The 24,867-nt window shown below is 69.0% G+C and carries 26 protein-coding genes and 1 pseudogene; 14 read left to right on the top strand and 13 right to left on the bottom strand.

Translation table 11 applies throughout. The features are described 5' to 3' along the window. Positions 1-214: 214 nt before the first annotated feature. Positions 215-889 carry a GntR family transcriptional regulator gene (locus HMPREF3159_RS11970; protein ID WP_070501214.1) on the bottom strand — a complete coding sequence of 225 codons (675 nt, stop codon included), beginning with the start codon at positions 887-889 and terminating at the stop codon, positions 215-217. Between the two features lie 120 nt (positions 890-1,009). Here HMPREF3159_RS11970 and HMPREF3159_RS11965 point away from each other — a divergent pair, with 120 nt between their 5' ends. The 7 genes from HMPREF3159_RS11965 (at position 1,010) to HMPREF3159_RS11935 (ending at position 8,194) form a co-directional block, all read left to right on the top strand. Further along, positions 1,010-1,837 carry a sugar phosphate isomerase/epimerase family protein gene (locus tag HMPREF3159_RS11965; RefSeq protein ID WP_070501213.1) on the top strand — a complete coding sequence of 276 codons (828 nt, stop codon included), beginning with the start codon at positions 1,010-1,012 and terminating at the stop codon, positions 1,835-1,837. A gap of 23 nt (positions 1,838-1,860) precedes the next feature. Continuing rightward, positions 1,861-2,634: an SDR family NAD(P)-dependent oxidoreductase gene (locus HMPREF3159_RS11960; RefSeq protein ID WP_070501212.1), complete on the top strand. Its 774-nt coding sequence runs from the start codon at positions 1,861-1,863 to the stop codon at positions 2,632-2,634. Positions 2,635-2,658: 24 nt separating this feature from the next. After that, positions 2,659-3,177, top strand: coding sequence for a TRAP transporter small permease (locus HMPREF3159_RS11955; RefSeq protein ID WP_083305934.1), 519 nt, complete (start codon positions 2,659-2,661; stop codon positions 3,175-3,177). Positions 3,178-3,198: 21 nt separating this feature from the next. After that, the gene (locus HMPREF3159_RS11950) at positions 3,199-4,512 is read left to right on the top strand and encodes a TRAP transporter large permease (protein WP_070501210.1); all 1,314 of its coding nucleotides are present in this window, start codon (positions 3,199-3,201) and stop codon (positions 4,510-4,512) included. A 66-nt stretch (positions 4,513-4,578) separates the two neighbouring features. Further along, positions 4,579-5,619 (top strand): TRAP transporter substrate-binding protein, encoded by a 1,041-nt coding sequence (locus HMPREF3159_RS11945; RefSeq protein WP_070501209.1) that lies wholly within the window; start codon positions 4,579-4,581, stop codon positions 5,617-5,619. A 244-nt stretch (positions 5,620-5,863) separates the two neighbouring features. Next, entirely contained in the window at positions 5,864-7,222 is a 1,359-nt protein-coding gene (locus HMPREF3159_RS11940) for an NAD(P)H-dependent oxidoreductase (RefSeq protein WP_070501208.1), read from the top strand. Between the two features lie 108 nt (positions 7,223-7,330). Beyond that, positions 7,331-8,194, top strand: a complete 864-nt coding sequence (locus tag HMPREF3159_RS11935; protein WP_070501207.1) for an NAD(P)-dependent oxidoreductase — start codon at positions 7,331-7,333, stop codon at positions 8,192-8,194. Between the two features lie 182 nt (positions 8,195-8,376). Here HMPREF3159_RS11935 and HMPREF3159_RS11930 read toward each other — a convergent pair whose 3' ends face one another. From HMPREF3159_RS11930 to HMPREF3159_RS11915, 4 genes are read right to left on the bottom strand one after another with little or no spacing between them, the layout of a single operon-like run. Beyond that, the gene (locus HMPREF3159_RS11930; RefSeq protein ID WP_070501206.1) at positions 8,377-9,432 is read right to left on the bottom strand and encodes an NAD(P)-dependent alcohol dehydrogenase; all 1,056 of its coding nucleotides are present in this window, start codon (positions 9,430-9,432) and stop codon (positions 8,377-8,379) included. 44 nt (positions 9,433-9,476) lie between these two features. Further along, positions 9,477-10,376, bottom strand: a complete 900-nt coding sequence (locus HMPREF3159_RS11925) for a carbohydrate ABC transporter permease (RefSeq protein ID WP_083305933.1) — start codon at positions 10,374-10,376, stop codon at positions 9,477-9,479. Next, the gene (locus HMPREF3159_RS11920) at positions 10,373-11,230 is read right to left on the bottom strand and encodes a carbohydrate ABC transporter permease (RefSeq protein WP_070501205.1); all 858 of its coding nucleotides are present in this window, start codon (positions 11,228-11,230) and stop codon (positions 10,373-10,375) included. Before HMPREF3159_RS11920 ends, HMPREF3159_RS11925 begins: the two co-directional genes overlap by 4 nt. Positions 11,231-11,239: 9 nt before the next feature. Next, the gene (locus tag HMPREF3159_RS11915; protein ID WP_070501204.1) at positions 11,240-12,610 is read right to left on the bottom strand and encodes an ABC transporter substrate-binding protein; all 1,371 of its coding nucleotides are present in this window, start codon (positions 12,608-12,610) and stop codon (positions 11,240-11,242) included. 113 nt (positions 12,611-12,723) lie between these two features. Between HMPREF3159_RS11915 and HMPREF3159_RS11910 the strand changes: the two genes are divergently transcribed. Then, complete coding sequence (locus HMPREF3159_RS11910; RefSeq protein ID WP_070501203.1) at positions 12,724-13,689, top strand: sugar-binding transcriptional regulator; 966 nt, start codon at positions 12,724-12,726, stop codon at positions 13,687-13,689. Positions 13,690-13,836: 147 nt separating this feature from the next. Here HMPREF3159_RS11910 and HMPREF3159_RS11905 read toward each other — a convergent pair whose 3' ends face one another. Beyond that, positions 13,837-14,043, bottom strand: coding sequence for a hypothetical protein (locus tag HMPREF3159_RS11905; protein ID WP_070501202.1), 207 nt, complete (start codon positions 14,041-14,043; stop codon positions 13,837-13,839). An 83-nt stretch (positions 14,044-14,126) separates the two neighbouring features. On the opposite strand from HMPREF3159_RS11905, the gene HMPREF3159_RS11900 reads away from it, so the two are divergent. After that, entirely contained in the window at positions 14,127-14,360 is a 234-nt protein-coding gene (locus tag HMPREF3159_RS11900) for a type II toxin-antitoxin system ParD family antitoxin (RefSeq protein WP_070501201.1), read from the top strand. Next, a complete protein-coding gene (locus tag HMPREF3159_RS11895) occupies positions 14,357-14,647 on the top strand; it encodes a type II toxin-antitoxin system RelE/ParE family toxin (protein WP_070501200.1) in 291 nt (96 codons plus the stop codon). The genes HMPREF3159_RS11900 and HMPREF3159_RS11895 overlap by 4 nt, the downstream gene beginning before the upstream one ends. 364 nt (positions 14,648-15,011) lie before the next feature. On the opposite strand, the gene HMPREF3159_RS11885 is transcribed toward HMPREF3159_RS11895, so the two are convergent. Further along, entirely contained in the window at positions 15,012-15,278 is a 267-nt protein-coding gene (locus HMPREF3159_RS11885; protein WP_070501198.1) for a hypothetical protein, read from the bottom strand. 186 nt (positions 15,279-15,464) lie between these two features. Between HMPREF3159_RS11885 and HMPREF3159_RS11880 the strand changes: the two genes are divergently transcribed. Next, the gene (locus tag HMPREF3159_RS11880) at positions 15,465-17,207 is read left to right on the top strand and encodes a DEAD/DEAH box helicase (RefSeq protein ID WP_070501197.1); all 1,743 of its coding nucleotides are present in this window, start codon (positions 15,465-15,467) and stop codon (positions 17,205-17,207) included. Positions 17,208-17,249: 42 nt separating this feature from the next. Here HMPREF3159_RS11880 and HMPREF3159_RS17520 read toward each other — a convergent pair whose 3' ends face one another. Continuing rightward, positions 17,250-17,390 (bottom strand): hypothetical protein, encoded by a 141-nt coding sequence (locus HMPREF3159_RS17520; protein WP_168165429.1) that lies wholly within the window; start codon positions 17,388-17,390, stop codon positions 17,250-17,252. 129 nt (positions 17,391-17,519) lie between these two features. Here HMPREF3159_RS17520 and HMPREF3159_RS11875 point away from each other — a divergent pair, with 129 nt between their 5' ends. Continuing rightward, positions 17,520-19,004, top strand: coding sequence for a C69 family dipeptidase (locus HMPREF3159_RS11875; protein ID WP_070501196.1), 1,485 nt, complete (start codon positions 17,520-17,522; stop codon positions 19,002-19,004). Positions 19,005-19,035: 31 nt separating this feature from the next. Here HMPREF3159_RS11875 and HMPREF3159_RS11870 read toward each other — a convergent pair whose 3' ends face one another. The 5 genes from HMPREF3159_RS11870 to HMPREF3159_RS11850 form a co-directional block, all read right to left on the bottom strand. After that, positions 19,036-19,848 (bottom strand): DUF8175 domain-containg protein, encoded by an 813-nt coding sequence (locus HMPREF3159_RS11870; protein ID WP_141748201.1) that lies wholly within the window; start codon positions 19,846-19,848, stop codon positions 19,036-19,038. Positions 19,849-20,042: 194 nt separating this feature from the next. Then, complete coding sequence (gene dld / locus HMPREF3159_RS11865) at positions 20,043-21,752, bottom strand: D-lactate dehydrogenase (RefSeq protein WP_070501194.1); 1,710 nt, start codon at positions 21,750-21,752, stop codon at positions 20,043-20,045. Between the two features lie 158 nt (positions 21,753-21,910). Next, positions 21,911-22,312: a GNAT family N-acetyltransferase gene (locus HMPREF3159_RS11860; protein WP_070501193.1), complete on the bottom strand. Its 402-nt coding sequence runs from the start codon at positions 22,310-22,312 to the stop codon at positions 21,911-21,913. Between the two features lie 153 nt (positions 22,313-22,465). Next, positions 22,466-22,666, bottom strand: coding sequence for an integrase core domain-containing protein (locus HMPREF3159_RS11855; RefSeq protein ID WP_070501192.1), 201 nt, complete (start codon positions 22,664-22,666; stop codon positions 22,466-22,468). A 142-nt stretch (positions 22,667-22,808) separates the two neighbouring features. Then, positions 22,809-23,573, bottom strand: coding sequence for an SDR family NAD(P)-dependent oxidoreductase (locus tag HMPREF3159_RS11850; protein WP_070501191.1), 765 nt, complete (start codon positions 23,571-23,573; stop codon positions 22,809-22,811). A gap of 150 nt (positions 23,574-23,723) precedes the next feature. Between HMPREF3159_RS11850 and HMPREF3159_RS11845 the strand changes: the two genes are divergently transcribed. Further along, positions 23,724-24,512 carry an SDR family oxidoreductase gene (locus HMPREF3159_RS11845; protein ID WP_083305931.1) on the top strand — a complete coding sequence of 263 codons (789 nt, stop codon included), beginning with the start codon at positions 23,724-23,726 and terminating at the stop codon, positions 24,510-24,512. After that, positions 24,509-24,867: pseudogene (locus HMPREF3159_RS11840) on the top strand (FadR family transcriptional regulator); the annotation flags it as partial. The gene HMPREF3159_RS11845 and the pseudogene HMPREF3159_RS11840, both read left to right, overlap by 4 nt.

Genomic DNA, 24,867 nt, shown 5'->3' with positions numbered 1-24,867 from the left:
TGCCCCACGCCCGGTTACGCCTGGAAGGGATAGATGGCGGGCAGCACGGTCCAACTGCTCGTGAGTTCCATGGGGCTCACTGCTCGTGAGTTCCATGGGGCTGCGCGGGATCAGCCACGCGAAGTTATCGCGGACACTATCCGCCGTACGGTGCCGCAGTTCGAGGACACTTGCCTCACCGGCACCCAGCGCTCGGCACGGTACCGCTCTCCATTCACTCGTCGAGATCCAGCTCGAAGTCATCCAGCACATCGAGGATGTGCGTGGTCATGCGGGCCTCCAGGTCAGAAGGGACCTCTCTCAGAATCTCCGTGACCTCTCGGTGCCGGGCAACGGCGACGTTCTGCCGTGCCTTGTCGACGCCCGCGTACATGATCGACATCCGCACCACCCCGGACACCTGCTCCCAGGTCTTCAGCAGCGGCTCGTTGCCGGAGACCCGACACAGGGTGCGGTGGAACTCGACGTCAGCCTCCAACCGTTCGTGAAGCGACCCGCCCTCGATCTCGGCCATCACTTCCAGCGCCCGATCGAGCGCAGCGAGGGTGCGCTCCTTCGCCGGCCCCGGAAGGTCAGCGATAGTGCGCGCGGCGAGGGACTCGAGCGCCGCACGGACCCGGAAGGTATCGCGGATCGTCCGCGCGTCGAGAGAGCGCACATGGAGCCTCCCTCGCCCGTCCGTCACCGCGAGCCCCTCCTGCTGCAGCTGACGTAGCGCCTCCCGGAGAGTGCCACGGCTGATGCCGAGATCACTCGCCAGTCGCACCTCCCCCAGGTGAGCACCGGGGCTGAGCGCCCCCATCACGATCGCCTCCCGCAGCGCCACGAGCGCCTGTTCACGAAGATTCTGGGTTTGGAGCGAGGGAAGCGGAGATGCCGTGGACGTCATCTGCTCATTCAACCGCCCGACCGCCCTTCTGGCAACTGTTGACAGTCGAACAGTTCGACGCGTACTGTCCTCCGCATCGCCCTTCAGTGCCCGGACGCCGCCGTCCAGAAGGAGACAGAGTTGCCTCTTCACCAGCGGGTCATCTGCTCGACCATCAGCTTCCGCCGCCTTCCACTCGCGGCCGCTCTGCGCCAGATCACCGACCTCGGCTTCGCCCGGATCGACCTCGGCGCGCTGCCCGGCGTCTGCGACCACGTCCCTTACGAGCTGACGGCGAACGCCGTCGCCGAAGTGGCGTCGGAGATCCACGAGTCCGGCCTCGCCGTCCGGTCGATCAACGCTGATATCGGCGACCTCAACCGACCGCTCGACAGCGACGGGCAGTCGGCTCGCGAGCAGCACTTCCGACGACTCGTGGAGCTGGCCGTGCAAATCCAGGCTCCGGCGATCGTGCTGCCGTGCGGATCCCAGGGACACGACCCGCTCCGTAATCTCGACCTCGACATCCGCAACGTCGCCGAGGAGCTCCGCAAGGCATCGCTGCTCGCTGCCGACCAAGGCGTGGAGATCTGGGTGGAGTCGCAGCACTCCGGTCGGCTCTGCCACAGCCTCGACCGTGCCGGGCAGCTCATGGATGCCCTACTGGGCAGCGGCGTGCGCTCCGTCCTGGACTTCAGCCACGTCGTGGCCTCCGGCGATGATCCGCTCACCTGGATCGGGAGCTACGCCTCCGAGGTGGCACACGTCCACATCCGGGATGCCCGCCGCGGCGACATCCACCTCTCCCCGGGGAACGGGGAGGTCGACTTCGCCGCCGCGATCGCCGCGCTCACTGCAGGCGGCTATACGGGCGACTACTCCCTCGAGCTCGAGACCGCCGATGTCACCGATGCAGAGCGGCCCGCCGCCGCGGCCCGTGCCGGCGAGTTCATCTCCTCGCTCCTCTGACCTCTCCACGATCGGACGCCCCTATGGATCTCTCCCTCCCCACTCACCGCACCGCCGTCGTGACCGGTGCAGGTTCTCCGCGCGGCCTCGGCCGCGCCATCGCCCGGCGTTACGCGCGCGAAGGATGGGCCGTGGTCGTCGCTGACCTCGACACCTCCGCCGCTGACTCCACCGCGGCGCTGATCGCCGAGGAGTCGGAAGCCCTCGTCCTCGCCCACCAGGTCGACGTCACCTCTGTCGACTCCGTCGAAGCGCTGCGTACCGCAGTGGTCGCCTCCGAGCTGCCGCCCGTGGGCGCGGTGGCCACCGTGGCGGGGATCGCGGATCCGACGCCCTTCCTCGAGGTCACTCCGGAGCTGTGGGAGCGGGTGTTCGCGGTCAACTCGACCGGCACCTTCCTCACTGTGCGCGCCTTCGTGCCGGACATGATCGAGCACGGATACGGGCGCGTGGTGACGATGTCCTCGGTCTCCGCGCAGCAGGGCGGCGGCGTGTTCTCGAAGACCCCGTACTCCGCCGCGAAGGCGGCCGTCCTCGGCTTCACCCGGTCGATCGCCCGGGAACTCGCGCCCCACGGCATCACCTGCAACGCCGTCTCCCCTGGCGCCGCGGACACGGATATCCGTGCTGGGGCCACCGATGCCGAGCGCGAGGCTGCGCTGTCCGCGTCGATCCCGCTCGGCCGACAGGCGACCCCGGAGGACATCGCCGCACTGTTCGTCTTCCTCTCCAGCGAGGACGCCGCGTACATCACCGGCACCACACAGAACATCAACGGCGGCTCCTACATCGCCTGACGACCCGGAAAAGGAGGTCTCACCATGGCTTCAGCGACGAAAGTGGTGAAGAAGGTCCTCGATGCACTCGAGAACGTGGTGATGGCGGCCGCGGTGCTCGCACTCGGCGTCATCGTGCTCACCGTCGTGTGGCAGGTTCTGTCCCGCTACGTGACCAACCAGTCGACTGCCTGGGCACCCGAGCTCGCGCAGACCGCCTTCGTATGGGCCGCGTTGCTCGCGATACCGCTGGGCACCCGCAGCGGTCGCCACATGCTCGTGGACGTCTGGAGAGGTCGATCGGAGACGGTGCAGAAGGTGATGTTCACGCTCGCGTCCGTCGCCGTGATGCTCATCTGCCTGATGCTCGTGGTCTACGGGATCGAGATGCTCCACACCTCGTCCCAGCGCAAGCTCCCGAGCCTCGGGATCTCCTCGGGATGGCAGATGGCCGCCGTCCCGATCGGATTCGGGCTCAGCTTCATCTTCCAGCTCGAGGTGCTGGTGCGACGTTTCATCGCCCCAGCCTCCGTCGACGTCGACTCCGCCGAGCAGACGCTCTGAGCCGCGAAAGGAACTGCTGACATGGGTGGAATGCTCCTGGGATCGTTCGGCGGCGGAATACTCGCCAGGATCCCCATCGGCTATGCGCTCGCGGGCGCCTCGCTGATCACGCTGTACCTGATGACCAACAACAACCTGGCGATCGGCGCACAGCGCATCGTCGCCGGGGTCACGCCGTATCCGCTGCTGGCAGTGCCGCTGTTCATCCTGGCCGGCGGGCTGATGAACGTCGGCGGCATATCCAAGCGGCTCCTCGGCCTCGCAGATGCGCTCGTCGGTCGGCTCTCGGGCGGGCTCGCCCATACGAACATCCTCTCCTCGGTGTTCTTCGGCGGGCTGTCCGGGTCGTCCGTCGCCGATGTCTCCTCGCTGGGCCGGATCCTCATCCCCGCCATGAAGGAGAGGAACTACACCGCCGCCTATGCGGCCGGAGTGACCGCAGCTTCCGCGATCATCGCGCCGATCCTGCCTCCGTCGATCACCCTGATCCTGTACGGCGTGGTCACCGGGACCTCGATCGGGCAGCTGTTCTTCGCCGGCATCATTCCCGCGATCATCTACATGGCCGCGCTGATGCTCACCGTGCTGCTCACGGTCAAGCGCCGAGGGTTCGACGCGGAGTCCGTCGCGACCGTGGACCCGAAGGAGATCGGCCGCACGCCGAAGGCGGACATCCCCGCCTTGGGGCCGGCCTTCCTCTCGGCGATCCCCGCGCTCATGCTGCCGGTGCTGATCCTGGTCGGGATCCGCGGCGGGATCTTCACCCCCACCGAAGCCGCGGCGATGGCGGTCGCCTACTCCGTGCTCGTCGGCATCTTCCTCTACCGCGAGCTCACCCCGCGCAAGATCCTTGACGCCATGAAGGACTCGATCGTCCTGATCGGTCTGATCCTGCTCGTCATGGCGTCCGCGCAGCTGTACTCATGGGCGCTCACCTCAGGCGGCGTCCCGCAGGCGATCGCAGGGGCCCTCATCGAGGTCTCCCAGAGCCCGATCGTGATCCTCCTGCTGATCAACCTGCTCCTGCTGTTCGTCGGCATGTTCATCGAGGCCAATGCCGCGATCATCATCCTCATCCCGATCCTCTTCCCGGTCGCGATGGAGCTCGGCATCGATCCGCTGCACCTGGGTGTGGTGATCGTCGTGAACATGGGCCTGGGCCTCGTCACGCCGCCCGTCGGCCTGAACCTCATGCTCGCCTCGGAGATCGCTGAGATCGACATGTTCGAAGGGGTCAAGGGCATCTGGCCCTTCCTCCTCGCCGGACTCTTCGTGCTCATGCTGCTCACCTTCATCCCGGCGCTGAGCACCTGGTTGCCAGGCATCGCCTTCTGACCCCCGCATCGGGCGACCGCCCGGTGCACCCCACCGCACCATCAATCACCCAAGGAGTGTTCAACGATGATCACACGCAGGCAGTCCCTCACCGGCATGGCCACCCTCGGCGCGGCGACCCTCGGCCTCGCAGGCTGCTCGAGCCTCCGTCCCGGAGGCGGGGCGGGCGGCGGAAGCGGCAGCGACGGAGGTGGCGGCGGACGCTCGAACACCCTCGTGCTCGGCCACGCCGGCTCCGAGACCGATCCTCGTCAGAAGGGGTCCGAGCAGATCAAGGAGCTCATCGAGGAGCGCTCCGACGGCCGGATCACGGTCGAGATCCACGCCAATTCGACTCTCGGCTCCTGGGAGCAGATGATCGAGGGCCTCCAGCTCGGAACCACCCACATCGTCATCGAGTCGATCCTCGCACTCGAGGCGTACACGGATCTCGCCGGGGTGGAGACCGCCCCCTTCCTCTACGAGTCCGATGAGCAGTTCTTCGGGGTCTGGGACGGCGAGCTCGGTGCCGAGATCAAGGCTTCCCTCACTGAGGAGACCGGCTTCGAGCTGCTCGGCAACATGTTCCGCGGTGCCCGGAACCTGACCGTGAACTCCGAGGTCGCGACCCTCGACGCGCTCCAGGGCCTGACCATCCGCACTCCGTCCACGCAGACCATGGTCGACACCTGGCAGATGCTCGGCGCCCGAGCCGAGGCGATGCCCTGGGATGAGGTGTACTCCGCACTCGAGCAGGGCGTCATCGACGGGCAGGAGAATCCGTTGGACACCGCGGCGTTCAACGCGCTGTACGAGGTGCAGACGCACTGCACCCTCACCCAGCACATGTACGCGAACTACCACTTCCTCATGTGGGGCGACACGCTCGCGGGGTTCTCGGAGGAGGACCAGCAGATCATCCGTGAGGCGGCCGACGAAGTGGGTCGCACCTACACCGAGCGCACCGTCGCCAGCCTCGAGGAGTACCGCACCACGCTCGAGGGCGAGGGGATGGTCTTCGTCGAGCTCGAGGACCGTGAGCAGTGGGTCGAGAAGGTCTCCCCGATCTTCGAGGAGCTGCCGGATCAGGTGACTACCTGGGTCGAGCAGATCCGGGCCCAAGCGTGAACGATTCCCCAGATGCGGCGGGCGTCGGGCTCGGCGTGATGGGGCTTCCCATGGGGCGGAGCCGGGCGTCCGTCCACCTCAGAGTCGTCGGCGTCGACACCTCGCCCACTGATGCGGGGCCAGATCCGCCGGCGACCACCCGAGCATCGCGGCCCTCGACCCCTCGTCGCGACCCTGACCCGCTCGTCGCGAACGAGCACCTCCTAGACCGACCCTCTCCTCTCCACGTCTGAAAGGACACCTGATGAACCTGCACGAACTCCTCCAGGGACGCGAGACCGCCGGGGACCCGATCAAGATCGGGCTCATCGGGGCGGGCCGATTCGGCACCATGTTCCTCTCCCAGGTGCGGAACACCCCGGGCATGCATGTCGTCGGCATCGCCGACATCAACACCGAGCGCGCCCAGGGAGCCCTGCAGCTCGTGGGCTGGCCGGAGGAAGCCGTCGCCTCGAGCGTGGAGGACGCGCTCGCTCACGGCACGACGGTCGTGGTCCCTGATGCGAGCACGCTCCTGGAGGCCGATATCGACATCATCGTCGAGGCGACGGGCAATCCGATCGTCGGCACCGACCATGCGCTGCGTGCCATCCGCGGCGGAAAGCACATCATCATGGTGACGGTCGAGGCCGACGCCCTGTGCGGCCCCGCCCTCGCGGCCGAGGCCAAGAAGGCCGGGCTGGTCTACTCCCTCGCCTACGGGGATCAGCCCGCGCTGATCTGGGAGCTCGTGGACTGGGCCCGCACCTCGGGGTTCAAGGTCACCGCCGCTGGCAAGGGCGCGAAGTACCTCCCCCACTACCACCAGATGAACCCGGACAACGTGTGGGAGAACTGGGAGTTCTCCAAGGAGCTCACCGACTCCGGCCAGCTGAACCCCTACATGCACACCTCGTTCCGCGACGGTACGAAGGCTGCGATCGAGATGGCGGCCGTCGCGAACGCCGCCTCGCTGTTCCCGTCCGACGAGGGCCTGACCTTCACTCCCGGGGACGTGGAGCAGATCGCCTCGATCTGCCGCCCTGCCGAGGACGGCGGCGTGCTCGCCCACAACGGCTCGGTGGACGTGATGAGCTCGGTGACCCGGGACGGGGAGTGGATCGAGCACAACACGCAGGAAGGCGTATTCGTCGTGGTCGAGGCGACCAACGACTACGTCTCGGGCTGCTTCACGGAGTACCCGTGGCACCCGGACCCCTCCGGCCGATTCGCAGCGCTGTACCGCCCGTACCACTACGTCGGCCTCGAGCTCGGCATCTCGATCGCCAACGCCGTGCTCCGCGGCGTGGCGACGGGCAGCCCTGTCGGCTTCTACGCCGACGTGGTTGCGACCGCCAAGAAGGACCTCTCAGCCGGCGAGGTGCTCGACGGCGAGGGTGGCTTCTGCGTATACGGCAAACTGATCTCGGCCGAGACGTCGGTGGCCCGTGGCGCGCTTCCGGTGGCCCTCGCGCACTCCGTCCCTCTGGTCCGGGACGTCCCCGAGGGCGAGGTCGTCACCTGGGACGACGTCGAGATGGTCGACGGCATGGAGACCGTGCTGGAGATGCGCCGCGCCACCGTCGCCCTGATGGCGAAGGCCGATCAGCCGATCACCGTCTGAGTCACCACCGGGTGGGGCTGAGCGAGGATCGATGCTCGCTCGCCCCACCTCATCGCGCGATGTGCATTCCGCGCGCATCTGCAGACCCCCGCCCCATGAAGGAGAACCATGCAGAAACCAGCTGTCACAGTGATCGGTCTGGGCCCCATGGGGCACCCGATCGCGGCGAATCTGCTCGCCGCGGGTCGGACAGTGGCGGTGTGGAACCGGACGCCGAGCCGAGCCGATGATCTCGTCGCCGCCGGTGCGCTGCGAGCACGGACGCTGTCCGAGGCAGCGGCGCCCGCGATCCTCTCCGTCCTCCCGGACGTCCACCAGCTGCAGACCCTCCTCTCCGCAGAGGTGCGGCGGGCGTGGTCGAACGCCGGGGCCCGTCTGGTCGTGCTCTCGACCACCGGCCCCGAAGCGGTGCGAGGCCTCGCCGCAGATCTCGCACCTGATGGGATCACTGTCGTCGACGCGCCCGTTTCGGGAGGCGTCGCAGGAGCTCGAGCGGCGACCCTGTCGATCATGGTCGGAGGCACTGAGGAGGACGTCCTCGCGGTGAGAGGCATCCTCGAGTCGATCGGATCCACCGTGCTGCACCTCGGACCACTCGGCAGCGGAGCGACTGCGAAGCTGTGCAATCAGATCGTGGTGGCCGGCACCCTCGCGTCCCTCGGGGAAGCACTCGGTCTGGCGCGTCGCAGCGGACTGGACATCGAATCGCTGCTCACCGTCCTGCGAGGCGGCCTGGCGAACAGCGAGGTGCTCGCCCAGAAGCAGGAGAACCTCCTCGCACGCGATTATCCGCTGGGCGGTTCAACCGACAACCAGGTGAAGGACCTGCAGTACGCACGGGCCGCCGGGGATACGGTGGGGCTGCCGGCCCGGATGATCCCGGTGCTGCTCGACCTCTACGAGGACACTGTCGACGCCGACCGCGGGCAGCAGGATCACTCCTCCGTGCAGGAGCTGTTCCTGGATCGTTGAGGCCCGATTAATCGGAGCTTCTGAGCGCACGAGCTCGCTCGGAGGTGAATCTGCATTCATCGCGCCTGACACCGCCTGAGAGGCGGAGATCGATGCCGAGCGGACCGCGAAGTCCGCCGTGGCCGCGTCGGTGCTCGGAGCCGGCCGGACCGCAGCATTGCGACCCGGCCGGCACCGTCATCTCATTCCGCGCCGGTTCCCTCCAGCCCCGGGATGACCATCGTCTTGATCGCGAGCGGATCCGTCTTCGCCTTGAGCAGCGCGTCCTCGACCTCGTCGAGTCCGTAACGGCCGGTGATCAGCGACTCGACATCCACCTGGCCGGAGGCGATCAGTGCAATGGCATCGGGCCAGGTGTTGACGTAGCGGAACGTCCCGGTGAGGGTGATCTCGCGGTGCTGCATGAGGGCGATCGGCAGCTCGAGACGGTCACCGCCCATCCCGACGAGCACGGCGATCCCGCCGGGGCGGATCGTCGGGATCGCACTGTCGATGGCACGTGCGTTGCCAGAGGCGTCGATGTAGCAGTCGAAGTGCTCATCGAGCCGGGAGAAGTCCGTCGTGCCCGGGTCGACGGCCCTGGTGGCGCCGTGCTCCTCCGCGAAACGGCGCCGGTTCTCCACCGGGTCGCTGATCACGATCTCAGAAGCACCGAAGGCACGGGCGACCTGAGCATTCAGCACGCCGATCGGCCCGGCGCCGGTGATGAGCACTCGACTGCCCGAGGTCACTCCCGCCTTGCGGACCGCGTGGACGGCGACGGACACAGGCTCGGCCATCGCGGCCTGCTCGAAGGTCATCCCGTGCGGGATGTCATGGGCGAAGTCGTCGTCGATGATCTCGTACTCGGCGAAGGAGCCGTCCACCGGCCATGCGCCATAGAACGCGACGTCGCGGCAGAGGTGATAGGAGCCCTTCTTGCAGTATTGGCAGCGCCTGCACACCGTCTGCGGCTCCACCGCGACGCGGGTGCCGATGCGGGAGGCCGGGACGTCCTCCCCGCCGGCGACGATGACGCCGGCAGACTCGTGGCCGAGGATCACGGGGCCCTCGACGACGATGTCGCCGATGTTCCCAGTCTCGTAGAAGTGGGTGTCGGAGCCGCAGACCCCGACGGCCTCGACCTTCACGAGCACCTGGGTGCGTCCGAGGGCCGGCACGGGCACGTCCTGCAGCGCGATCGTCGACGGTGCGATGAGCACGCTCGCGGTCATCTGCTCCGGAAGGGTGGTCGTCATGAGTGTGTCTCCTTGGTGAGTGGTGAGGGGTGCGGGAGCAGGGCTCAGCCCTTGACCGTTCCGGCGGTCAGGCCGCCGACGATCCAGCGGAGCGAGAAGACCGCGAAGAGGATGCCTGGGATGATCGAGACGATCGTCGCCGCCGCCATCGGGCCCCATTCGATGGACTGGTAGCCGATGTACTGCTGGAGGCCGGTAGTCACGGTCTGCGTGTTCTTCCCGGCCAGGACCAGCGGGATCATGTAGTTGTTCCAGGCCCAGATGAACGAGAGCATCAGGCTCGCGGCGAGGCCCGGGGCGATGAGTCGGAACAGGACGTGGCGGAACGCCGTCCAGCGGTTGCCGCCGTCCACCGCGACAGCCTCCTCGAGCTCTCCGGGAAGGTCCTCGATGAACGAGCGGAGCATCCACACCAGCATCGGCAGCGTGACGATCTGATAGGCGAGGATCAGGCCGAGATAGTTGTCGGCCAGGCCCGTGCGCTGGAAGACCAGATAGAGCGGCAGGATGATCAGCAGCTCCGGCGCGAAGCGCAGCGAGAGGATGCCGAAGCCGATGTTCTCCCGGCCACGGAACGAGAAGCGGGCCAGGGCGTAGGCCGTCGGCAGCCCGATCACCAGCGTGAGCAGCAGCGAACCGGCGGTGACGATGATCGAGTTGACGAACGGGGCCAGGAACTTCTCACCGCTGAGCACTTCCACGTAGTTCTCGAGCGTGGGCGTGAAGAAGAACAGCGGCGGGTTGGAGGCCACCTGTGCCGGGGTCTTCAACGACATCAGGAAGATCCACACGATCGGGGCCAGCGCGAACAGCGACCATGCGGTGAGGGCGAGAATCGCCAGCGCGTGCTGGAGCCGACGACGCCTCCGGCGACGGGCGACTCCTCGCAATGCGGGCCAGCCGGTGATGCTCGGAGCGGGTGTGCTCGTGACAGTGGGGGTCATGCCGACATCTCCTTGCGTCGAGCCTTCAGCAGGAAGTACGAGATCAGGTAGCACAGCAACCACAGCACGACGAGGATCGCCATCGACGCCCCGAAGTTCATGTTGCGGATGCCTTCGAGATAGGCGAGTACGTGGAGGTTGGTCGTCGCGTCGACCGGTCCGCCCTTGGTGGTCGTGTAGATGACGTCGAACATCTTCAACGAGTCGATCCCGCGGAACGCGATCACCACGACCAGGACCGGGGTGATGAGCGGAAGGGTGATGGCGAAGAAGCTGCGGAAGGGGCCGGCCCCGTCGACGCCGGAGGCCTCGCGCAGCTCCGTCGGGATGCTTCGCAGCGCTGCCTGCATGAGCAGCACGACGAAGGGGGTGTAGAGCCACACGTCGACGAGGATCACGGTGGCGAGCGCCGTGTCGGGGCCGTTGAACCAGAGGAATCCGCGGCCGACCGATGCCTCGAGCAGCCAGTTGGCCACGCCGTTCTCGGTGAGCATCACCTTCCACATCAGGGCGGCGATGACCGGCGGGAGGAGCAGAGGCAGGACGATGAGGATCCGGAAGAACGAGCCATAGGGTCCGAGGTTCAGCAGATACGCCAATCCGGTGCCGATCAGCACTTCGATGACGACGGCGCAGACGGCGTAGGTGAGGGTCACGAAGATCGCGTGAAGTCCGTCGCCGGTGGTGAACAGGCTCAGATAGTTCTGCCCGAAGTTGAAGGCGGGCCCGCCCTCGGTGAGGCGGTATGAGGTGAAGGACCACCACACCCCGGTGAGGAAGGGATAAAGGATCGCGATCAGAACGGCGATCCCCGGGAGCGCGAGGAGATACGGAAGGGACTTGCTGTGCTTCATGGCTGCTCCTCAGTCCTCGATGATCGCGTTGATCTTCTCGGCGGCTTCGTCCATGGCCTCCTGCGGGCTCTGCTGGCCGAGAACTGCCGACTGGATCCGGACGGTCCAGGCGTCACCGATCTCCGGGAAGCGGGACGAGGGGGTGTACGCCCAGCCGGCGTGCTCCGCGAGGATCTCCTGCCACACGTCGTTGTAGTCGCCCCATTCGGCGGTCGCATCGGACATGGCATCGCTGTCGGCCACAGAGGTCCGCGTGGGGTTCATGTTCCCGCTCTCGATCGCGGTGGTGAGGAACTCCTTGGAGGTGGCCCACTGGATGAACTGCCAGGCCGCGTCCTTCTTCCGGGACGCGGCGTTCATGCCGAGGGACCAGACCCACATGCTGGAGCCGCGTCCCTGAGGTCCGCTGGGAGGGAGCGCGTAGCCGACCTTCCCTCCGATGGGACTCTTCTCGAAGTCCGGTGCCATGTGGTCTGCGTCGATGTAGAAGACGGCCTTTCCGGAGATGAAGTCCTGCTGCGCCTCATACCAGGTGTACGTGCTGGCCGAGACCGGTGCGTACTGCATCAGCTCCACCCACTGCTCCACGGCGGCGATGGACTCAGGTGAGTTCACGGCCGCTCGGCCGTCGACGATGTCGACGGCCCCGTGGGCGAGGAAGAACGTGCTGAACGGGTTCAGGGTCGGGTAGGTCTTGTCCCCTCGACTCACGAAGCCGTTGATCTCGATTCCGTCGACGACCGTCCCGTGCACCTGGGATGCGGCGTCGATGAGGTCATCGATGGTCTCGGGCACTGCGATGCCCTCACGCTCCAGGACGTCCTTGCGATAGAAGAGTGCATAGCCCTCCTCGTTCGCCGGGATGGCCCACAGGCTGCCCTGGCCGGCGCCGCCGTACTCGGTCCTGTCCCAGCGGAGGGACTCGATGAGCGCGGGGTAGAAGTCCTCGAAATCCCAGTCGGGCGACGTCTTCGTCGGGTCCTCCACCCACGGCAGGAGATCCTCGATCCACCCCGCTCCCGCGTACTGGAAATTCATCGGTTGCGATGACATGAAGGCGTCGTAGCTGCCGGTTCCGGACTGCAGCACGGTGAGCAGCTTGACCATGTAGTCGGTCTCGCTGAGCGTCTCCAGGCTGACCGTGATCCCGGTCAGCTCCTCGAACTCCGGCAGGTGCTCGCGCACCGCGATCGAGACCGGGTGCTCGCTCATGAGCAGGCTCAGAGTCTCTCCGGAGAAGTTCTTCCAGTCGAAGGCGTCCACCGCCTTCGGCGGAGGGACCTCCTTGCTCGAGTTGCACCCTGCGGCCAGAGCCGTCATGGCAGTCAGGCCGGCCGCCACGGCGTGGCGCCGCGTGACCGTGTTCTTGACGGTGGGCATGCGTGTCCTCCTTTGGACTGCGTGTCACGTCAGGGACTTCGCTCCGTGGCGAGGTGCCCCATCCCGCATGAGAGACTACCCACATGAGCGCTACACCGAGCAATGGTGCACATATGAGCACCTCGATGGACTTGCAGGGCAAGGTCCTCCACGCCTATGTCGCCGTCCAGCACCTCGCCCACGGCCGCCCGATCCTGGAGATCGCCGACGAAGTCGGCCTCAGCCGCTTCGCCGTCTCCCGGATGGTCAAGCGCGCCCGCGAACTCGGCCTCGTGGAGGTCCGCTCCACGCTCGTGGACCCCATCGACGTCACGGTGTCCGCGCAGATCGCGGCTCACTTCTCCCTGAACTCTGCGCTCGTGGTGGCGGTCCAGGGAACCGAGGAGGAGGACCTGAGGTCGGCGATCGCCGCCGTCGCAGCGAAGTCGCTCGCCGACAGCCTCGAGGACGGGGACATCCTGGGCGTCACGCCCGGCCGCACGATGGTGCAGGCCTCGAGGCTCGTCGAGTCACTGCCCATGGCCGACGTGGTCCAGTTGACCGGCGTGGGGAACTCGCGTCTGGAGGACGGCGTCGAGGCGGTGCTGAATCTGGGACGAGCCACCGGCGGGGAGATGTACCCGCTGTACGCACCGATCTTCGCCGACGAGCGATCGACCGCGACCATGCTCGCTCACCCCTCCCTGCAGCGCACCCTGCAGAGGTTCCGACGGATCACGAAGGCGTACCTCACAATCGGAGGATGGCCGGATTCATCGCTGCTCGCCCAGCAGGTGGCCGACTACGGCGATGCGCGCCTGGTCGAGGACGCCGTCGCCGAGATCGGCCTGACGCTCCTTGACGGCGACGGCCGACTGATCGACACGCTCGACGGACGGATGATCGGCATCTCGGACGAAGAGCTCCGGGCGATCCCTCGACGCGTCGCCGTCGGCGGCGGCGTGGGCAAGCATGACGCCGTCCTCTCCATCCTCCGCTCGGGACTCGCGGACGTGGTGATCACCGACGTGGACTCCGCGAAGTACGCGCTGGAGGCTGATGGGGCGCCAGAACCGGCCCCGGAGGACGACGACAGCTGACTTGCCGCGACGGATCCTGCATCTCCAGCATGGTGGGCGGGATCCGGCTCGCCCCGGACACCGACGACAACCGCTTGCCTCGTGCGCGCCGCACAGCGTTGCTGGTACCCATGACCCCACCGCCGGGGCGAGCGGGCGCTGGCCGAATTACGAGCGCTGCTCGGGGACGCCATTGCGCTGCAGCGCAACACCCGCGGCGGAACGCTCCCTGCAGGACGGGCCGGTGCTGCTCGTGCAAACGGCGGTGGAGCTGCTCGCGAGTGGGGTGCATAAGGGCTGACCGTGATGGACGAACGGCGGCCGGCTCTCCAGCACGGCGAGGCCGACCGCGCGGAACTCCACGATCTTGGCCATGGGCCACCACCCTGCCTCGGCGGGAGCGCGGGGCGCGCGCAGGTCCCCTCGTAGCGAGTACCAACTCCTGGTACTTTAGCGGCATGGCCAAGAACACCTCCATCAGCCTGGACGAGCACTACGCGGAATTCCTCGCCGAGGAGGTCGCCTCCGGGCGCTATCGCACCTCGAGCGAGGTGATCCGGGCAGGGCTGCGCCTTCTCGAGGAGCAGGAGCTCCAGATGCGTGCGCTGCGCGACGCGCTCGCCGCCGGAGAGGAGAGCGGACCCGCCGAGCCGCTCGACATCGACGCATTCATCGCCGACAAGCGGCGATGAGCACCCCGCTCTTCACTCCCGCCGCCCGTTCCGATCTCTCCTCGATCTGGGACTTCACGGCCGAGCGCTGGGACGCGGCACAGGCCGACACCTACGTCCATGAGCTCGTCGCCGCCGCTCAGCGCGTCGCCGTGCAGCCGGAGCGCGGGCACCCCGCCGACCACATCCGACCGGGGTACCGGCGCTACAGCATCGGTAGCCATCTGCTGTTCTACCTGGTCGCCGAAGGTGGGGTCACCATCGTGCGCATTCTGCACCAGCGCATGGACCCCACACGCCACCTCTGACCTCTGCTCGTCACCGGCGCGCGGGCCCGCGCCGATTCCCGCCTCTCCGTCGAGCCGTTGACCTCCCAGCACTGCCAGCAGGTCGAGCATGCCGGGATGGTGCCGCCGTCGAGGCCATGGCCCTGGTCCTCGCGCGGGAGCTGCGCGGCAGGGACATCCCCGTCAACACGATCGCGCCCGGACCCACCGCGACCGCTCTGTTCCTGGACGGAAGGAGCGACGAGCAGGCCGCCTGTCTCCCGACAGCCGCTGGATCAACGGACAGGCGCTCCGGGCGAACGGCGACCTCGCCGCGTGAGGAGCAGCCGGGGCCGACGCGGCGCACGCCGAGGTGAGCGGTCACGATCGCTCACCGCGGCGGTCATCACGCCTGCGAGGAGTCGCCCTTCCCGGCATCGCGGGGCGCGTCGGACTCCTCCGGCTCGAACGTGTCCTTCGCGCCGAGAGTGCCGCCGACGCCCTCGTCGTTGAGCTCATCGAGATCGGTGTCCGAGGAGCCGGCGTCCTGGGAGGAGCGCGAGGCTCCCGCGTCGGCGGGATCCTCCGGGCCGCCCTGGTGGGAGGTGCCCTGGTCCTCCGGGTGGGGATTCGTCTCGTCGTCATCGGGGTGGTACAGCGGGGTGCTGCTCATGTCCGAGCCTCCTGAGATGGGGTCGTGCGGACACCCACCTTCTCACCGGCATCCGCCGAGTGCCACGGGAACGCCACGGCCTGCGCGTCCTGCAGGAACCGCTCGGTAGCGCGGATCGCCGTCGAGGCGCCCCCGGGCACGCCGAGCAGCGAAGCACCCGCCGCCACGCCCCGCTAACCTCGAGCGGTGCCCACCTCCCGCCGCTCCCCCTCCACCCGCCGCCGCAGGTCATCACGTCGTCGCTCATCGAGCACCTCGCGCCACGCCCCGAAGGAGCTGCCCGTCGTCGGCCCGGGCGAACGGCTGTGGATCCTCGACGTCCCCTACGGCACACAGGTCGAGGGCGCCTCCTGGCACCCCGCGGTGAAGATGCACGTGCACGTCGGCCGCACACTGCCGGACCACCTCAAGCCCTACTCCCCCGGCCCTCACACCCTCGGCCGCTTCCTGGAGAACCTCCACAACCCCGGCTCGCCCGCAGCCGTCCCCGAGCCGACCGACGGCTTCGAACCGCGGCAGAACCAGTACGAGGCGGCCGACGCGATCGCAGCCCGCGCAGAAGCCGGCGGGCGGATGTTCCTGCTGGCCGACGAGCCGGGCGTCGGCAAGACGATCTCAGCCGTGCTCGGCGCGAGCGCCGTCGGCGATCTGCGCGGCGCGGAGCGGGTGCTGGTGGTCGCGGACCGGCCGGCGGCGATCACGATCGGGCACTGGTGCCGCACGATCACCGCCCTCGGCGACAGCGGTCTGGAGTGGGTGGTGATCACCTGGGACCGGCTGGAGAAGGTCGCAGGCCACGCCTGGGACGTGATCATCGCGGACGAGGCGCATGCCCTGCGCCGCACCACCACGAAGCGGTGGAAGCTGTGGTCGCGGATCTCCGGGCACACCCGCTCACACGACGCGGCGCCGTTCGTCATCGCGACGACGGCGACGCCCGGACACACCCCGCTCGAGCTGCCGTACCTGGCCCCCGCCTATGCGCAGTCGCACGGGGAGCCGATGACCGCCTGGGGCTCGGCCAAGGAGCCCGCGAACACCTTCACCTCCGCGCTCGAGCGGCACGGGATCGGGCTGGTGAAGGGCCGCTACGGCGCGACGTGGACCACGGATCCGGCCCGTCGGGCGGAGGACCTCGCGCGGGTGCGCAGCTGGCTCACGGACGACGAGCCGGCCGCGATGCTGCACCGCTCCGCGCCCTGGGGGCCGGTGCCGATCTCCGGGATGCCGGTCGCGCTCACCCCGGCCGAGCGGGAGGCGTACGAGGCGGAGTGGGGCGAGTTCTGCCGCGAGATGGACCTCGCCCGCCACGGCCGCAACACCGCGAGGGGTCGGGCTGCGCTGCTGCGCTTCCGGCAGAAGGCCGGGCTGCTCCGCGTCGACTCGACGGTGCAGTGGATCGCGCAGCAGGTCGAGGCGGAACGGCAGGTGGCCTGTTCGGTCGAGTTCGTGACCACCGCCGCGGACCCGATCACCGAACGTCTGCGGGATTCGGGGATCGAGGTCGCGACGATCTTCGGCCGGGACCGCTTCGACGTCGAGGCCGAGCGGCTGCGTTTCCAGACTGGGGCGGCGCCGGTGTGCGTGTTCACCACCGTCGCCTCGATCAGCCTCCACGCCGGCGAGCCCCTCCCCGGCGGGAAGCAGGCGAGCACCGAGCCGCGGGTCGGGATCTTCCACCAGGCCCGCTTCTCCGGCATCGCGGGCAGACAGGTCACCGGCCGCACCCACCGCGACCACCAGGTCTCCCCCTGGCACATCGCCTACGCCGAGAACACGGTCGAGGAGCAGGTCAGCAAGGTGATGGTGGAGCGGATCGCCGCCGCCTCCGACACCGTCGGCGAGGACACCGAGGGGCTCAGCGACGTCGCGCAGCTGCTCGACGCGGACTGGCTGCCGACGGCGAGCCTCACGGAGGGCAGCGCCTGAGGGGCGCAGTCGCCCCGCGCAACGCCTCGGGTCTCTGCGCGCTCAGCTGAACAAGCGCAGGATCAGCAGCGGCAAGCGCCACAGGAGCTGCGCCACGCCCGCGATGAGGTCGAACAGCTCCAGGAAAAGTGACGCCCCCTCGCTCTTGGAGAATCGTGCACGTCGCTTGCGTCGTCGTCTCATCAGTGCTCCGCTCCCCCACGACGCATCGGCGCCGCCGGACGCGGCACCATGGCGCGGGCCACCCTATGCCGGGAGCAGGTCTACGGTGGAGAGCGCACACCGCCCCCGCGCCCCAGGAGTCACCCGCCCATGCCCTGCACCACCCTTCTCGTCGGCCGCCGTGCGAGCGCCGACGGCTCCCCGCTGGTCGCCCGCACCGAGGACTCCTCGGCCGGCAGCTTCGATCCGAAGCGGGTCGTGGTGGTGCGTCCCGAGGACCAGCCGCGCACCTACACCTCCGTGCTCGGCGGGCGCACCATCGAGCTGCCCGGTGACCCGCTGCGCTACACCGCGATCCCGAACGCCCTCCCGGACGAGGGGATCTGGGGCTGCGCCGGGATCAACGCCGCGAACGTCGCCATGAGCGCGACCGAGACGATCACCTCGAATCCGCGCGTGCTCGGCGCGGATCCGCTGGTCGAGCGCCGCGGGGGCCAGCCGGGCGGCTTCGGCGAGGAGGATTTCGTGACCCTCGTGCTGCCCTACATCCGCTCGGCGCGCGAGGGCGTGGAGCGGCTCGGGGCGCTGCTCGCCGAGCACGGCACCTACGAGATGAACGGGATCGCCTTCAGCGACGCCGAGGACATCTGGTGGCTGGAGACCGTGGGCGGGCACCACTGGATCGCACGGCGCGTGCCCGAGGACCACTACGTGACGATGCCGAACCAGCTGGGCATCGACTCCTTCGACCTCGCCGACGCCGAGGGCCCCGGCCGTGACCATCTCGCGAGCCCCGATCTGCGCGACTTCCTGCGCGAACACCGCCTGGACCTCACCCTGCGCGAGGACGGGCAGAGCGCGGACGTGTTCAACCCTCGTGAGGCCTTCGGCTCCCACACCGAGCACGACCACCTCTACAACACGCCCCGCGCCTGGTACATGCAGCGCACCCTCAGCCCGCACGCCGAGGACTGGGACGCGGGAGCGCCCGGGGCGAGCCCCGACTCCGACGACCTCGCCTGGAGCCGCCGGCCCGAGCACCTGCTGACGATCGAGGACGTCAAGGACGTGCTCTCCTCCCACTACCAGGGCACCGTGTTCGACCCCTACTCCGCCCGCGGCACCGACGCGGAGCGCCGCGCCTTCCGCCCCATCGGCATCAACCGCCACAACGCGCTGGCGATCCTGCAGATCCGCCCGGACCTGCCGGAGTCGCACCGGGCCCTGCAGTGGGTCGCCTTTGCCTCGCTCCCCTTCACCACGCTGATTCCGATGTTCACGAATGTCGAGACCGCGCCGACGTATCTCGCGACCACCGACGCTTCGGTCAGCACCGACAGCTTCTACTGGACCTCCCGGATGATCGCGGCGCTGGCCGATCCGCACTTCCACGAGACGATCCCGCTGATCGAGCGCTATCAGCAGCGCACCATGGCGCTCGGCCGCGCCGCCGTCCACGCGGCCGACGGGACGGCCGCCGAGGCCGGGACGTCCGCGGACGTTCCCTCGCTGCTCGCCGCGGCGAACACCGAGATCGCCGAGCAGGTGCGCGCGGAAACCGATGCTCTGCTCGCTCAGGTCCTGTTCACGGCGAGTGACCGCATGACCAACCGGTTCTCGCGCTCGGACGGGTGAGAGGCGACACGGAGGACGTGGGACAGAGACATCAGCCGCGCCAGGGCGAATAGCCGTCGAGCGACTCCACCGAGTAGGCCTCTTCACCGAAGTTCTCGAGGTCGGCGACCCAGCGGTCGCCGTCCCACATCAGTGCGACGCGGATGCCCACGTTCGCCGTCCCCTCCGGCACCGTGGTCTCCGAAACGATATCCATGGTGGCGGCGTCCGCGGTGTAGGTCTGGAATCGGTAGCCGACCAAAGTCATCGAGACATCGTCCAACTCCTGAACGTGCTCCGACTCGCTCGCGATGGCCTCGTCGCGGAGATCGCCTTCGGGAAGCCATTCCTCGTGGACGCCTTCCACTTGCCCCGACGCCGCGAAGTAGTACGCGGCGGCGAAGAGCGCGCCGTCGGCCGAGTGCTCATAGCAGGTCCAGAGGTCGCCGTCCTGCGCATACGGGCCGTACTGCGCAGAGACGGGTGCGGCGGTGCCCGCGACCATCGCCCACTCGTCGACCTCGGGCGGGCCCGTCGGGATCTGGGAGCTGCCCTCAGGGACGACGCACTCGCCCCCTGCCGTTCTGCCGGGGGTCTGGTCCCCGGTCGCGCCCTTCGCCGCAGCGTCCTCGCCGTCCGCCCCGCGGTCGTCAGCGGCGACGTCCGTGGCATCGTCCTCCGAGCCCTCGGGCTCGGCGTCGCCGGGCGCTGCCGCTGTGCTTCCGCCGTCGTCGGATGCGCCCTGCTCTTCCTGCGCGCGGGAGCCGGGCTCCCCTGTCCCTGACGACGGGTCAGCAGATCCGCACGCGCCGAGGGCAAGGATGAGGAGGGCGGAGGCGACTGCGGTGGTCGAACGGCCGATCACGGAGGAGCGCATGCGAAGTGATGACTTTCTGGGCGGGTGAAAGGTGATGATGCCAGTCGATCACATCCGAGCTGTCCCCGACCACGCGATCTCCGATCTGTGGACAGAATGCGGCATCGACGCGTTCCTTCAGCCTCGAGAGCAGCTCTCCCCCTGGTGCAACCCAGCAGCCCGCGCAGGTGTGAGCGAAACGCTCACCCCCACCCCTTTTTCGCCGACGTCTCCCCCACCCCGGCGTTGAACATGTTCAGCGGGTCGAGCTCACGGTAGTGGGCGACCAGATGCTCGGGGGCCGGGTAGATCCGGCCGTAATTGTGCTCGGCCGGGACCGCAGCCCCGCGGTCCACCAGCAGCTGCGTCATCCGCTTCTTCAACGCGACCGGGTCCACGCCCTTCTTCGCCACGTGGTCCTGGTGCAGGACGTGGCAGAAGAAATGGCCGAAGTAGGCGCTCTCGAGCAGCTGGTCGGAGATCTCCTCGGGCAGGCGCTCCAGCCAGTCCTCGTCGTCGCGCCGCAGTGCCACATCGAAGGTGACCATCTCCGAGGCCTCGGCGCGGCGCATGACGAAGCAGCGGCTCGCGGCGCTGGCGACGCCGAAGCGGATCAGGGTCGCGCTCTGGGCCTCCTCGGCGTCGCACTCGAAGAAAGCACCCTCGTGCTCCGGCTCCGCGAAGAACTCGCGCAGGAGCTGCTGCGTCGCCGCGCGCTCGCTGCCGCTGACCACCAGCAGCAGGTGGTGGTCGAAGCGGTCGCGGAAGTCGGTCAGTCGCCGCGGGATCCTCTCCGGCACCAGGGAGAAGAGCTTCTGGGAGATCGCATCGGCGGTCGAGGGACCGAAGCCGGGCAGCTTCGCGAACACGCCGTTGGCCCAGCCCTTCAGCGCGAACATGCGCACCAGGGTGGCCGAGCCGGCGTGCTTGAGGGAGACGTAGGTGTCCTTGCCGTACTCGGTCGCGAGGTCGAAGGCGTGCGCGCTCATGTACTCGCCGGAGATCGGCAGCGGGCCCTCGGCGGCGAGGATGCGGCGGCGCAGCGCCTCGAGATCGGAAGGGAGGTCGGTGCCGATGTAGAAGGTGGCCTTGTCCTTCTCGAGCGGGAAGGTGCGGGTGCGCACGGCGAAGACCATGATCTTGCCGGCGCTGCCGGAGGCCTCGTGGAGGAAGGTCGGGTCGGCGTTGAAGCGCGCCGGGGTGTCGACCAGCTGGCGCACGTGGTCGGCGTAGTCGGTGCCGGTGGAGTCGGGCGGCGGCGGGGTGACGTCGGCGGCGTCCCAGTCCCCGCGCTCGAGCCGGTCGAGGATGTGCGTGGGGTCGGTGCCGAGATCGATCCCGAGGTGGTTCACCAGGTGGATCCGGCCATCCTCATCGACGCGCGCGAAGATCGCCTGCTCCGTATAGGCGGGGCCCTTGCGCATCTGGGAGCCGCCGGAGTTGTTCGCGATGCCGCCGACGACGGTCGCGCCGATGGAGCTCGAGCCGATCACCGAGTGAGGCTCGCGGTCGTGCGCGGCGAGCTTCTCCTCGAGCGAGAACAGGGTGGCGCCGGCCAGGCTGATCGCCTCGCGGGCATCGTTGATGAGGTGGATCCCGTCGATCCGCAGCGTGGAGAGGATGACGATGTCGCGGTCGTAGTCCTGGTCGCCGGGGCCGGAGCCGCCGGTCAGGCCGGTGTTCGCGCCCTGGGTGATGATGATCAGGTCGTGGTCGACGCACACCTGCAGGGCCCGCCACATGTCCACCAGCGAGCCGGGCCGCAGCACGGCGAGCACGTCACCGGCGCCGAAGCGGCCGCCCGTGGTGTACGGCGCGGTGGCACGCGCCGAGGTGAGCACGTGCTTGCGCCCCATGATCCGGGTGAAGGCCTCGACGGCCTCCGCCGATCGCTGGTTCCTCGGTGTGCGCATTTCCGGCTGCTCCTTCGCCTCGGGTGCTGCGAGCACGCTGCGGTGCTCGGGGCCGTCGCGACCCCTCGACAGCCTAGTCACCTGCGAGCGTCGCATGCGCGGCGGGGGCGACGACAGCGGCGTTCTCGGGCTGTGAGAGGCGGGGACGGCTGCTCAGCTCATGATGCCGTGCCGTCGGCCTCGGCGTTCGCGGCGCGCACGGCCTCGAGGTGGATGGACTTCACCCGGTCCACGGAGTCCGCGAAGTCGTCGTGGCCGCGGACCCAGCGCGCGGCGTACGGGCAGACGGGCACGATCCGCTTGCCCTGCTCGACGCTCGCGGCGAGCGCGCCACGGGTGAGCATGCCGGCCAGTCCCCGCCCGCCGAAGGCGTCGTCGATGACGGTGTGGTAGAAGATCCGCTGGTCATCGGGGTTCTCCGCCGAGGTGGTGAACAACGCGAAGCCTGCCTGGCGGCCACCGACGAGGATGTCGAAGCGCTGCCGCTCGGGGTTCTCCCGCACCTCGACGGTCTCGTCGGCCGAGTCGACGGTCTCTGCGGGGGTGGTGTCGTCGGTCATCGGGGGTCCTTCCTGAGGAGGGCGCGGCGGTCAACGGGCGCCGGGCACAGGGTGGTGGGAGAGCACGGACAGACGGTTGTACGTGGTCATCAGCACCGCGGACCACTCCAGCGCTGCGAAGGCCCTACCCCCGGTTCGTGGACACGGGGTTGTTCACGCTGCGAGCGCGAGCTCATCGGAGTAGGCGCGTTCGTCGGTGTTCGGGGGCTGATAGCGGCACCAGGAGTGGCGGCGCTTGGTGTTGTAGCGGGTCGACCAGCGGAACATCTTTCGACGGCAGGACAGTTCGTCGGTGAAGCCCGCAGCGTCCCGGAGGACTTCGCGCTTCGCTGTCGCGTTGAAGGACTCCGCCATCGGCGCCGAGGCGCGGTCCCGGCAACCAGACGACCACCGCGCACCGTCGATTCCGTTCTCGGCGCGCCGGCCCGCTCTGGAGTCCCCTACGTCGCCGATGAGCTCCGCAGGCACATCCCCCTCAGGTGACGCGCCGCGCCCCTCACCGCCCGTGCGCCACCGCCGGGATCTGCGTGGCGAGCTTCCCGCCGGACACGTCCACGAGGGTCCCGGTGATGTACGAGGCCTGGTCGCTGGCGAGGAAGATCAGCAGGTCGGCGACGTCGTCGGGGCTCTCCCAGCGGCGCAGCGAGAGGGTGTCCAGCAGGCGATCCTGCCGCTCGGCGGGCAGGTCGGCGAAGCCGTTCATGGAGGTGGGGACCATGCCGGGGGCGTAGGCGTTGACGGTGATGTCGTGGGGGCCGAGCTCGGAGGCGAGCACGCGGGTCAGCTGCACCACGGCGGCCTTCGAGGCGGCGTAGGCGGCGCTGCCCACGCTCGGCACGATCGCGGCGAACGACGCGGCGTTGAGGATCCGCCCGCGCCCGGCCCTCTGCATGTGCGGGGCCACTTCCCGGCACATGAGGAAGGTGCCGCCGGTGTTCACGTCGAAGCACTTCTGCCAGGTCGCCCAGTCGGTCTCGACCACGGTCGAGTCCGCGACGATCCCGGCGTTGTTCACGAGCACGTCGATCGTGCCGTGTCGCTCCACGACGGCCTCGACCGCGCGGTGCACGGAGTCCGGGTCGGCGACGTCGCAGACCACCTGGTCCACGCTCGGCGCACCCTCCGCCGCCTCGTCCGGGAAGGCGAGGTCGAGCGCGACCACGCGCGAGCCCTCCTCGGCGAAGCGTGCGGCGATGGCCGCGCCGATCCCGCGCGCCGCCCCGGTCACCACGACCACCCTGTCCCGCAGATCCAGCTCCATCGCCCTGTCCTCTCCTGCGGCTGCCGTGCCGCGCTCGGTGTGCGGCCCGTCGGCCGCGCTCAATAGTCATACTATTGGGTGACGTCGGCCCGTGGGGCCGGGAGGTCGCCGCAGAGAACCTGATGGCGAGAACGCCCGAGGAGGAGCGAGATGACGACGGATGGGACGACGGCGAGCGGACGAGACGCGCAGCACGAGTCGATGGACGGAGCGAGCGCGACCGGCCCTCGCACGGTGTGGATCACCGGCGCGGGCAGCGGCATGGGGCGCGCGACGGCGCTGCGGGCGGCGCGCACGGGCTGGACGGTCGCGCTCAGCGGCCGGCGCCGCGAGGTGCTCGAGCAGCTCGCGGCCGGGATCCGCGAGGCGGGCGGCAACGCGCTGGTCGCGCCGCTGGACGTGCAGGACCGCGAGGCCGTGCGGGGCACCGCCGAGCGGATCGCCGAGCAGCTCGGCGGGATCGACGCGCTGGTGCTCGCGGCCGGCTTGAACGCGCCGAAGCGGCGCTGGGACGATCAGGACCTGACGGAGTTCGACGCGATCGTCACCACGAACCTCACCGCGGTCGCGAGCACCGTCGACGCCGTCCTCCCCCACCTGCGCGAGCGCGGCGGGCAGGTCGTGGTGATCTCCTCCTACGCGGGCTGGTCGTTCCAGCCCGGTGCGGGGGTCGCCTACTCGGCGAGCAAGACGGCGCTCGGCTCCCTGGTGCGCACGCTGAACCAGCAGGAGGCCGCGCACGGGGTGCGGGCGTGTCATCTGTGCCCGGGCGATGTCGCGACCGACTTCCTCGATCAGCGCCCCTCCGTGCCGGACGCCGAGGCTCGCGCACGGATGCTCACCGCGGAGGACATCGCCCGCACCGCCTGCTTCGTGCTCGACTCCCCCGCGCACGTGCGCATCGACGAGCTGGTCGTCTCCCCCGTCTCGCAGGCATGACCGCCGGCGCGAGCGCCTTCGAGCAGGCGCTGGACCAGCTCGGCGCCGCGATCGTCGGCGGCGAGCTGGAGGCCGGCGCCGCGGACACGATCGAGGGGTTCATCGCCCGCACCGGCGCCTCCCGCAGCGTGGTCCGCGAGGTCACGCGAGTGCTCGGCGGGCTCGGGATGCTGAGCGCCGGCCGACGGGTCGGCCTGCGCATCCTCCCGATCAGCGAATGGGACCTGCTGGACCCGCGAGTGATCCGCTGGCGCCTCGAGGGCCCGGACCACGCGCGGCAGCTCGCGGAGCTGCGCTCCCTGCGCCATGCGGTCGAGCCCGCGGCAGCAGCGGCCGCGGCCCGCGAGGTCCGCGA

This window comes from Brachybacterium sp. HMSC06H03 (assembly GCF_001807385.1).
Classification (GTDB): domain Bacteria; phylum Actinomycetota; class Actinomycetes; order Actinomycetales; family Dermabacteraceae; genus Brachybacterium; species Brachybacterium conglomeratum.
This window is presented reverse-complemented; position numbering and strand designations above follow the sequence as displayed.

Coding starts and splice junctions, on each gene's coding strand:
- HMPREF3159_RS11970 (WP_070501214.1), bottom strand. CDS start 889: ATGACGTCCACGGCATCTCCGCTTCCCTCGCTCCAAACCCAGAATCTT.
- HMPREF3159_RS11960 (WP_070501212.1), top strand. CDS start 1,861: ATGGATCTCTCCCTCCCCACTCACCGCACCGCCGTCGTGACCGGTGCA.
- HMPREF3159_RS11955 (WP_083305934.1), top strand. CDS start 2,659: ATGGCTTCAGCGACGAAAGTGGTGAAGAAGGTCCTCGATGCACTCGAG.
- HMPREF3159_RS11950 (WP_070501210.1), top strand. CDS start 3,199: ATGGGTGGAATGCTCCTGGGATCGTTCGGCGGCGGAATACTCGCCAGG.
- HMPREF3159_RS11945 (WP_070501209.1), top strand. CDS start 4,579: ATGATCACACGCAGGCAGTCCCTCACCGGCATGGCCACCCTCGGCGCG.
- HMPREF3159_RS11940 (WP_070501208.1), top strand. CDS start 5,864: ATGAACCTGCACGAACTCCTCCAGGGACGCGAGACCGCCGGGGACCCG.
- HMPREF3159_RS11935 (WP_070501207.1), top strand. CDS start 7,331: ATGCAGAAACCAGCTGTCACAGTGATCGGTCTGGGCCCCATGGGGCAC.
- HMPREF3159_RS11930 (WP_070501206.1), bottom strand. CDS start 9,432: ATGACGACCACCCTTCCGGAGCAGATGACCGCGAGCGTGCTCATCGCA.
- HMPREF3159_RS11925 (WP_083305933.1), bottom strand. CDS start 10,376: ATGACCCCCACTGTCACGAGCACACCCGCTCCGAGCATCACCGGCTGG.
- HMPREF3159_RS11920 (WP_070501205.1), bottom strand. CDS start 11,230: ATGAAGCACAGCAAGTCCCTTCCGTATCTCCTCGCGCTCCCGGGGATC.
- HMPREF3159_RS11915 (WP_070501204.1), bottom strand. CDS start 12,610: ATGCCCACCGTCAAGAACACGGTCACGCGGCGCCACGCCGTGGCGGCC.
- HMPREF3159_RS11910 (WP_070501203.1), top strand. CDS start 12,724: ATGAGCACCTCGATGGACTTGCAGGGCAAGGTCCTCCACGCCTATGTC.
- HMPREF3159_RS11905 (WP_070501202.1), bottom strand. CDS start 14,043: ATGGCCAAGATCGTGGAGTTCCGCGCGGTCGGCCTCGCCGTGCTGGAG.
- HMPREF3159_RS11900 (WP_070501201.1), top strand. CDS start 14,127: ATGGCCAAGAACACCTCCATCAGCCTGGACGAGCACTACGCGGAATTC.
- HMPREF3159_RS11895 (WP_070501200.1), top strand. CDS start 14,357: ATGAGCACCCCGCTCTTCACTCCCGCCGCCCGTTCCGATCTCTCCTCG.
- HMPREF3159_RS11885 (WP_070501198.1), bottom strand. CDS start 15,278: ATGAGCAGCACCCCGCTGTACCACCCCGATGACGACGAGACGAATCCC.
- HMPREF3159_RS17520 (WP_168165429.1), bottom strand. CDS start 17,390: ATGAGACGACGACGCAAGCGACGTGCACGATTCTCCAAGAGCGAGGGG.
- HMPREF3159_RS11875 (WP_070501196.1), top strand. CDS start 17,520: ATGCCCTGCACCACCCTTCTCGTCGGCCGCCGTGCGAGCGCCGACGGC.
- dld (WP_070501194.1), bottom strand. CDS start 21,752: ATGCGCACACCGAGGAACCAGCGATCGGCGGAGGCCGTCGAGGCCTTC.
- HMPREF3159_RS11860 (WP_070501193.1), bottom strand. CDS start 22,312: ATGACCGACGACACCACCCCCGCAGAGACCGTCGACTCGGCCGACGAG.
- HMPREF3159_RS11855 (WP_070501192.1), bottom strand. CDS start 22,666: ATGGCGGAGTCCTTCAACGCGACAGCGAAGCGCGAAGTCCTCCGGGAC.
- HMPREF3159_RS11850 (WP_070501191.1), bottom strand. CDS start 23,573: ATGGAGCTGGATCTGCGGGACAGGGTGGTCGTGGTGACCGGGGCGGCG.
- HMPREF3159_RS11845 (WP_083305931.1), top strand. CDS start 23,724: ATGACGACGGATGGGACGACGGCGAGCGGACGAGACGCGCAGCACGAG.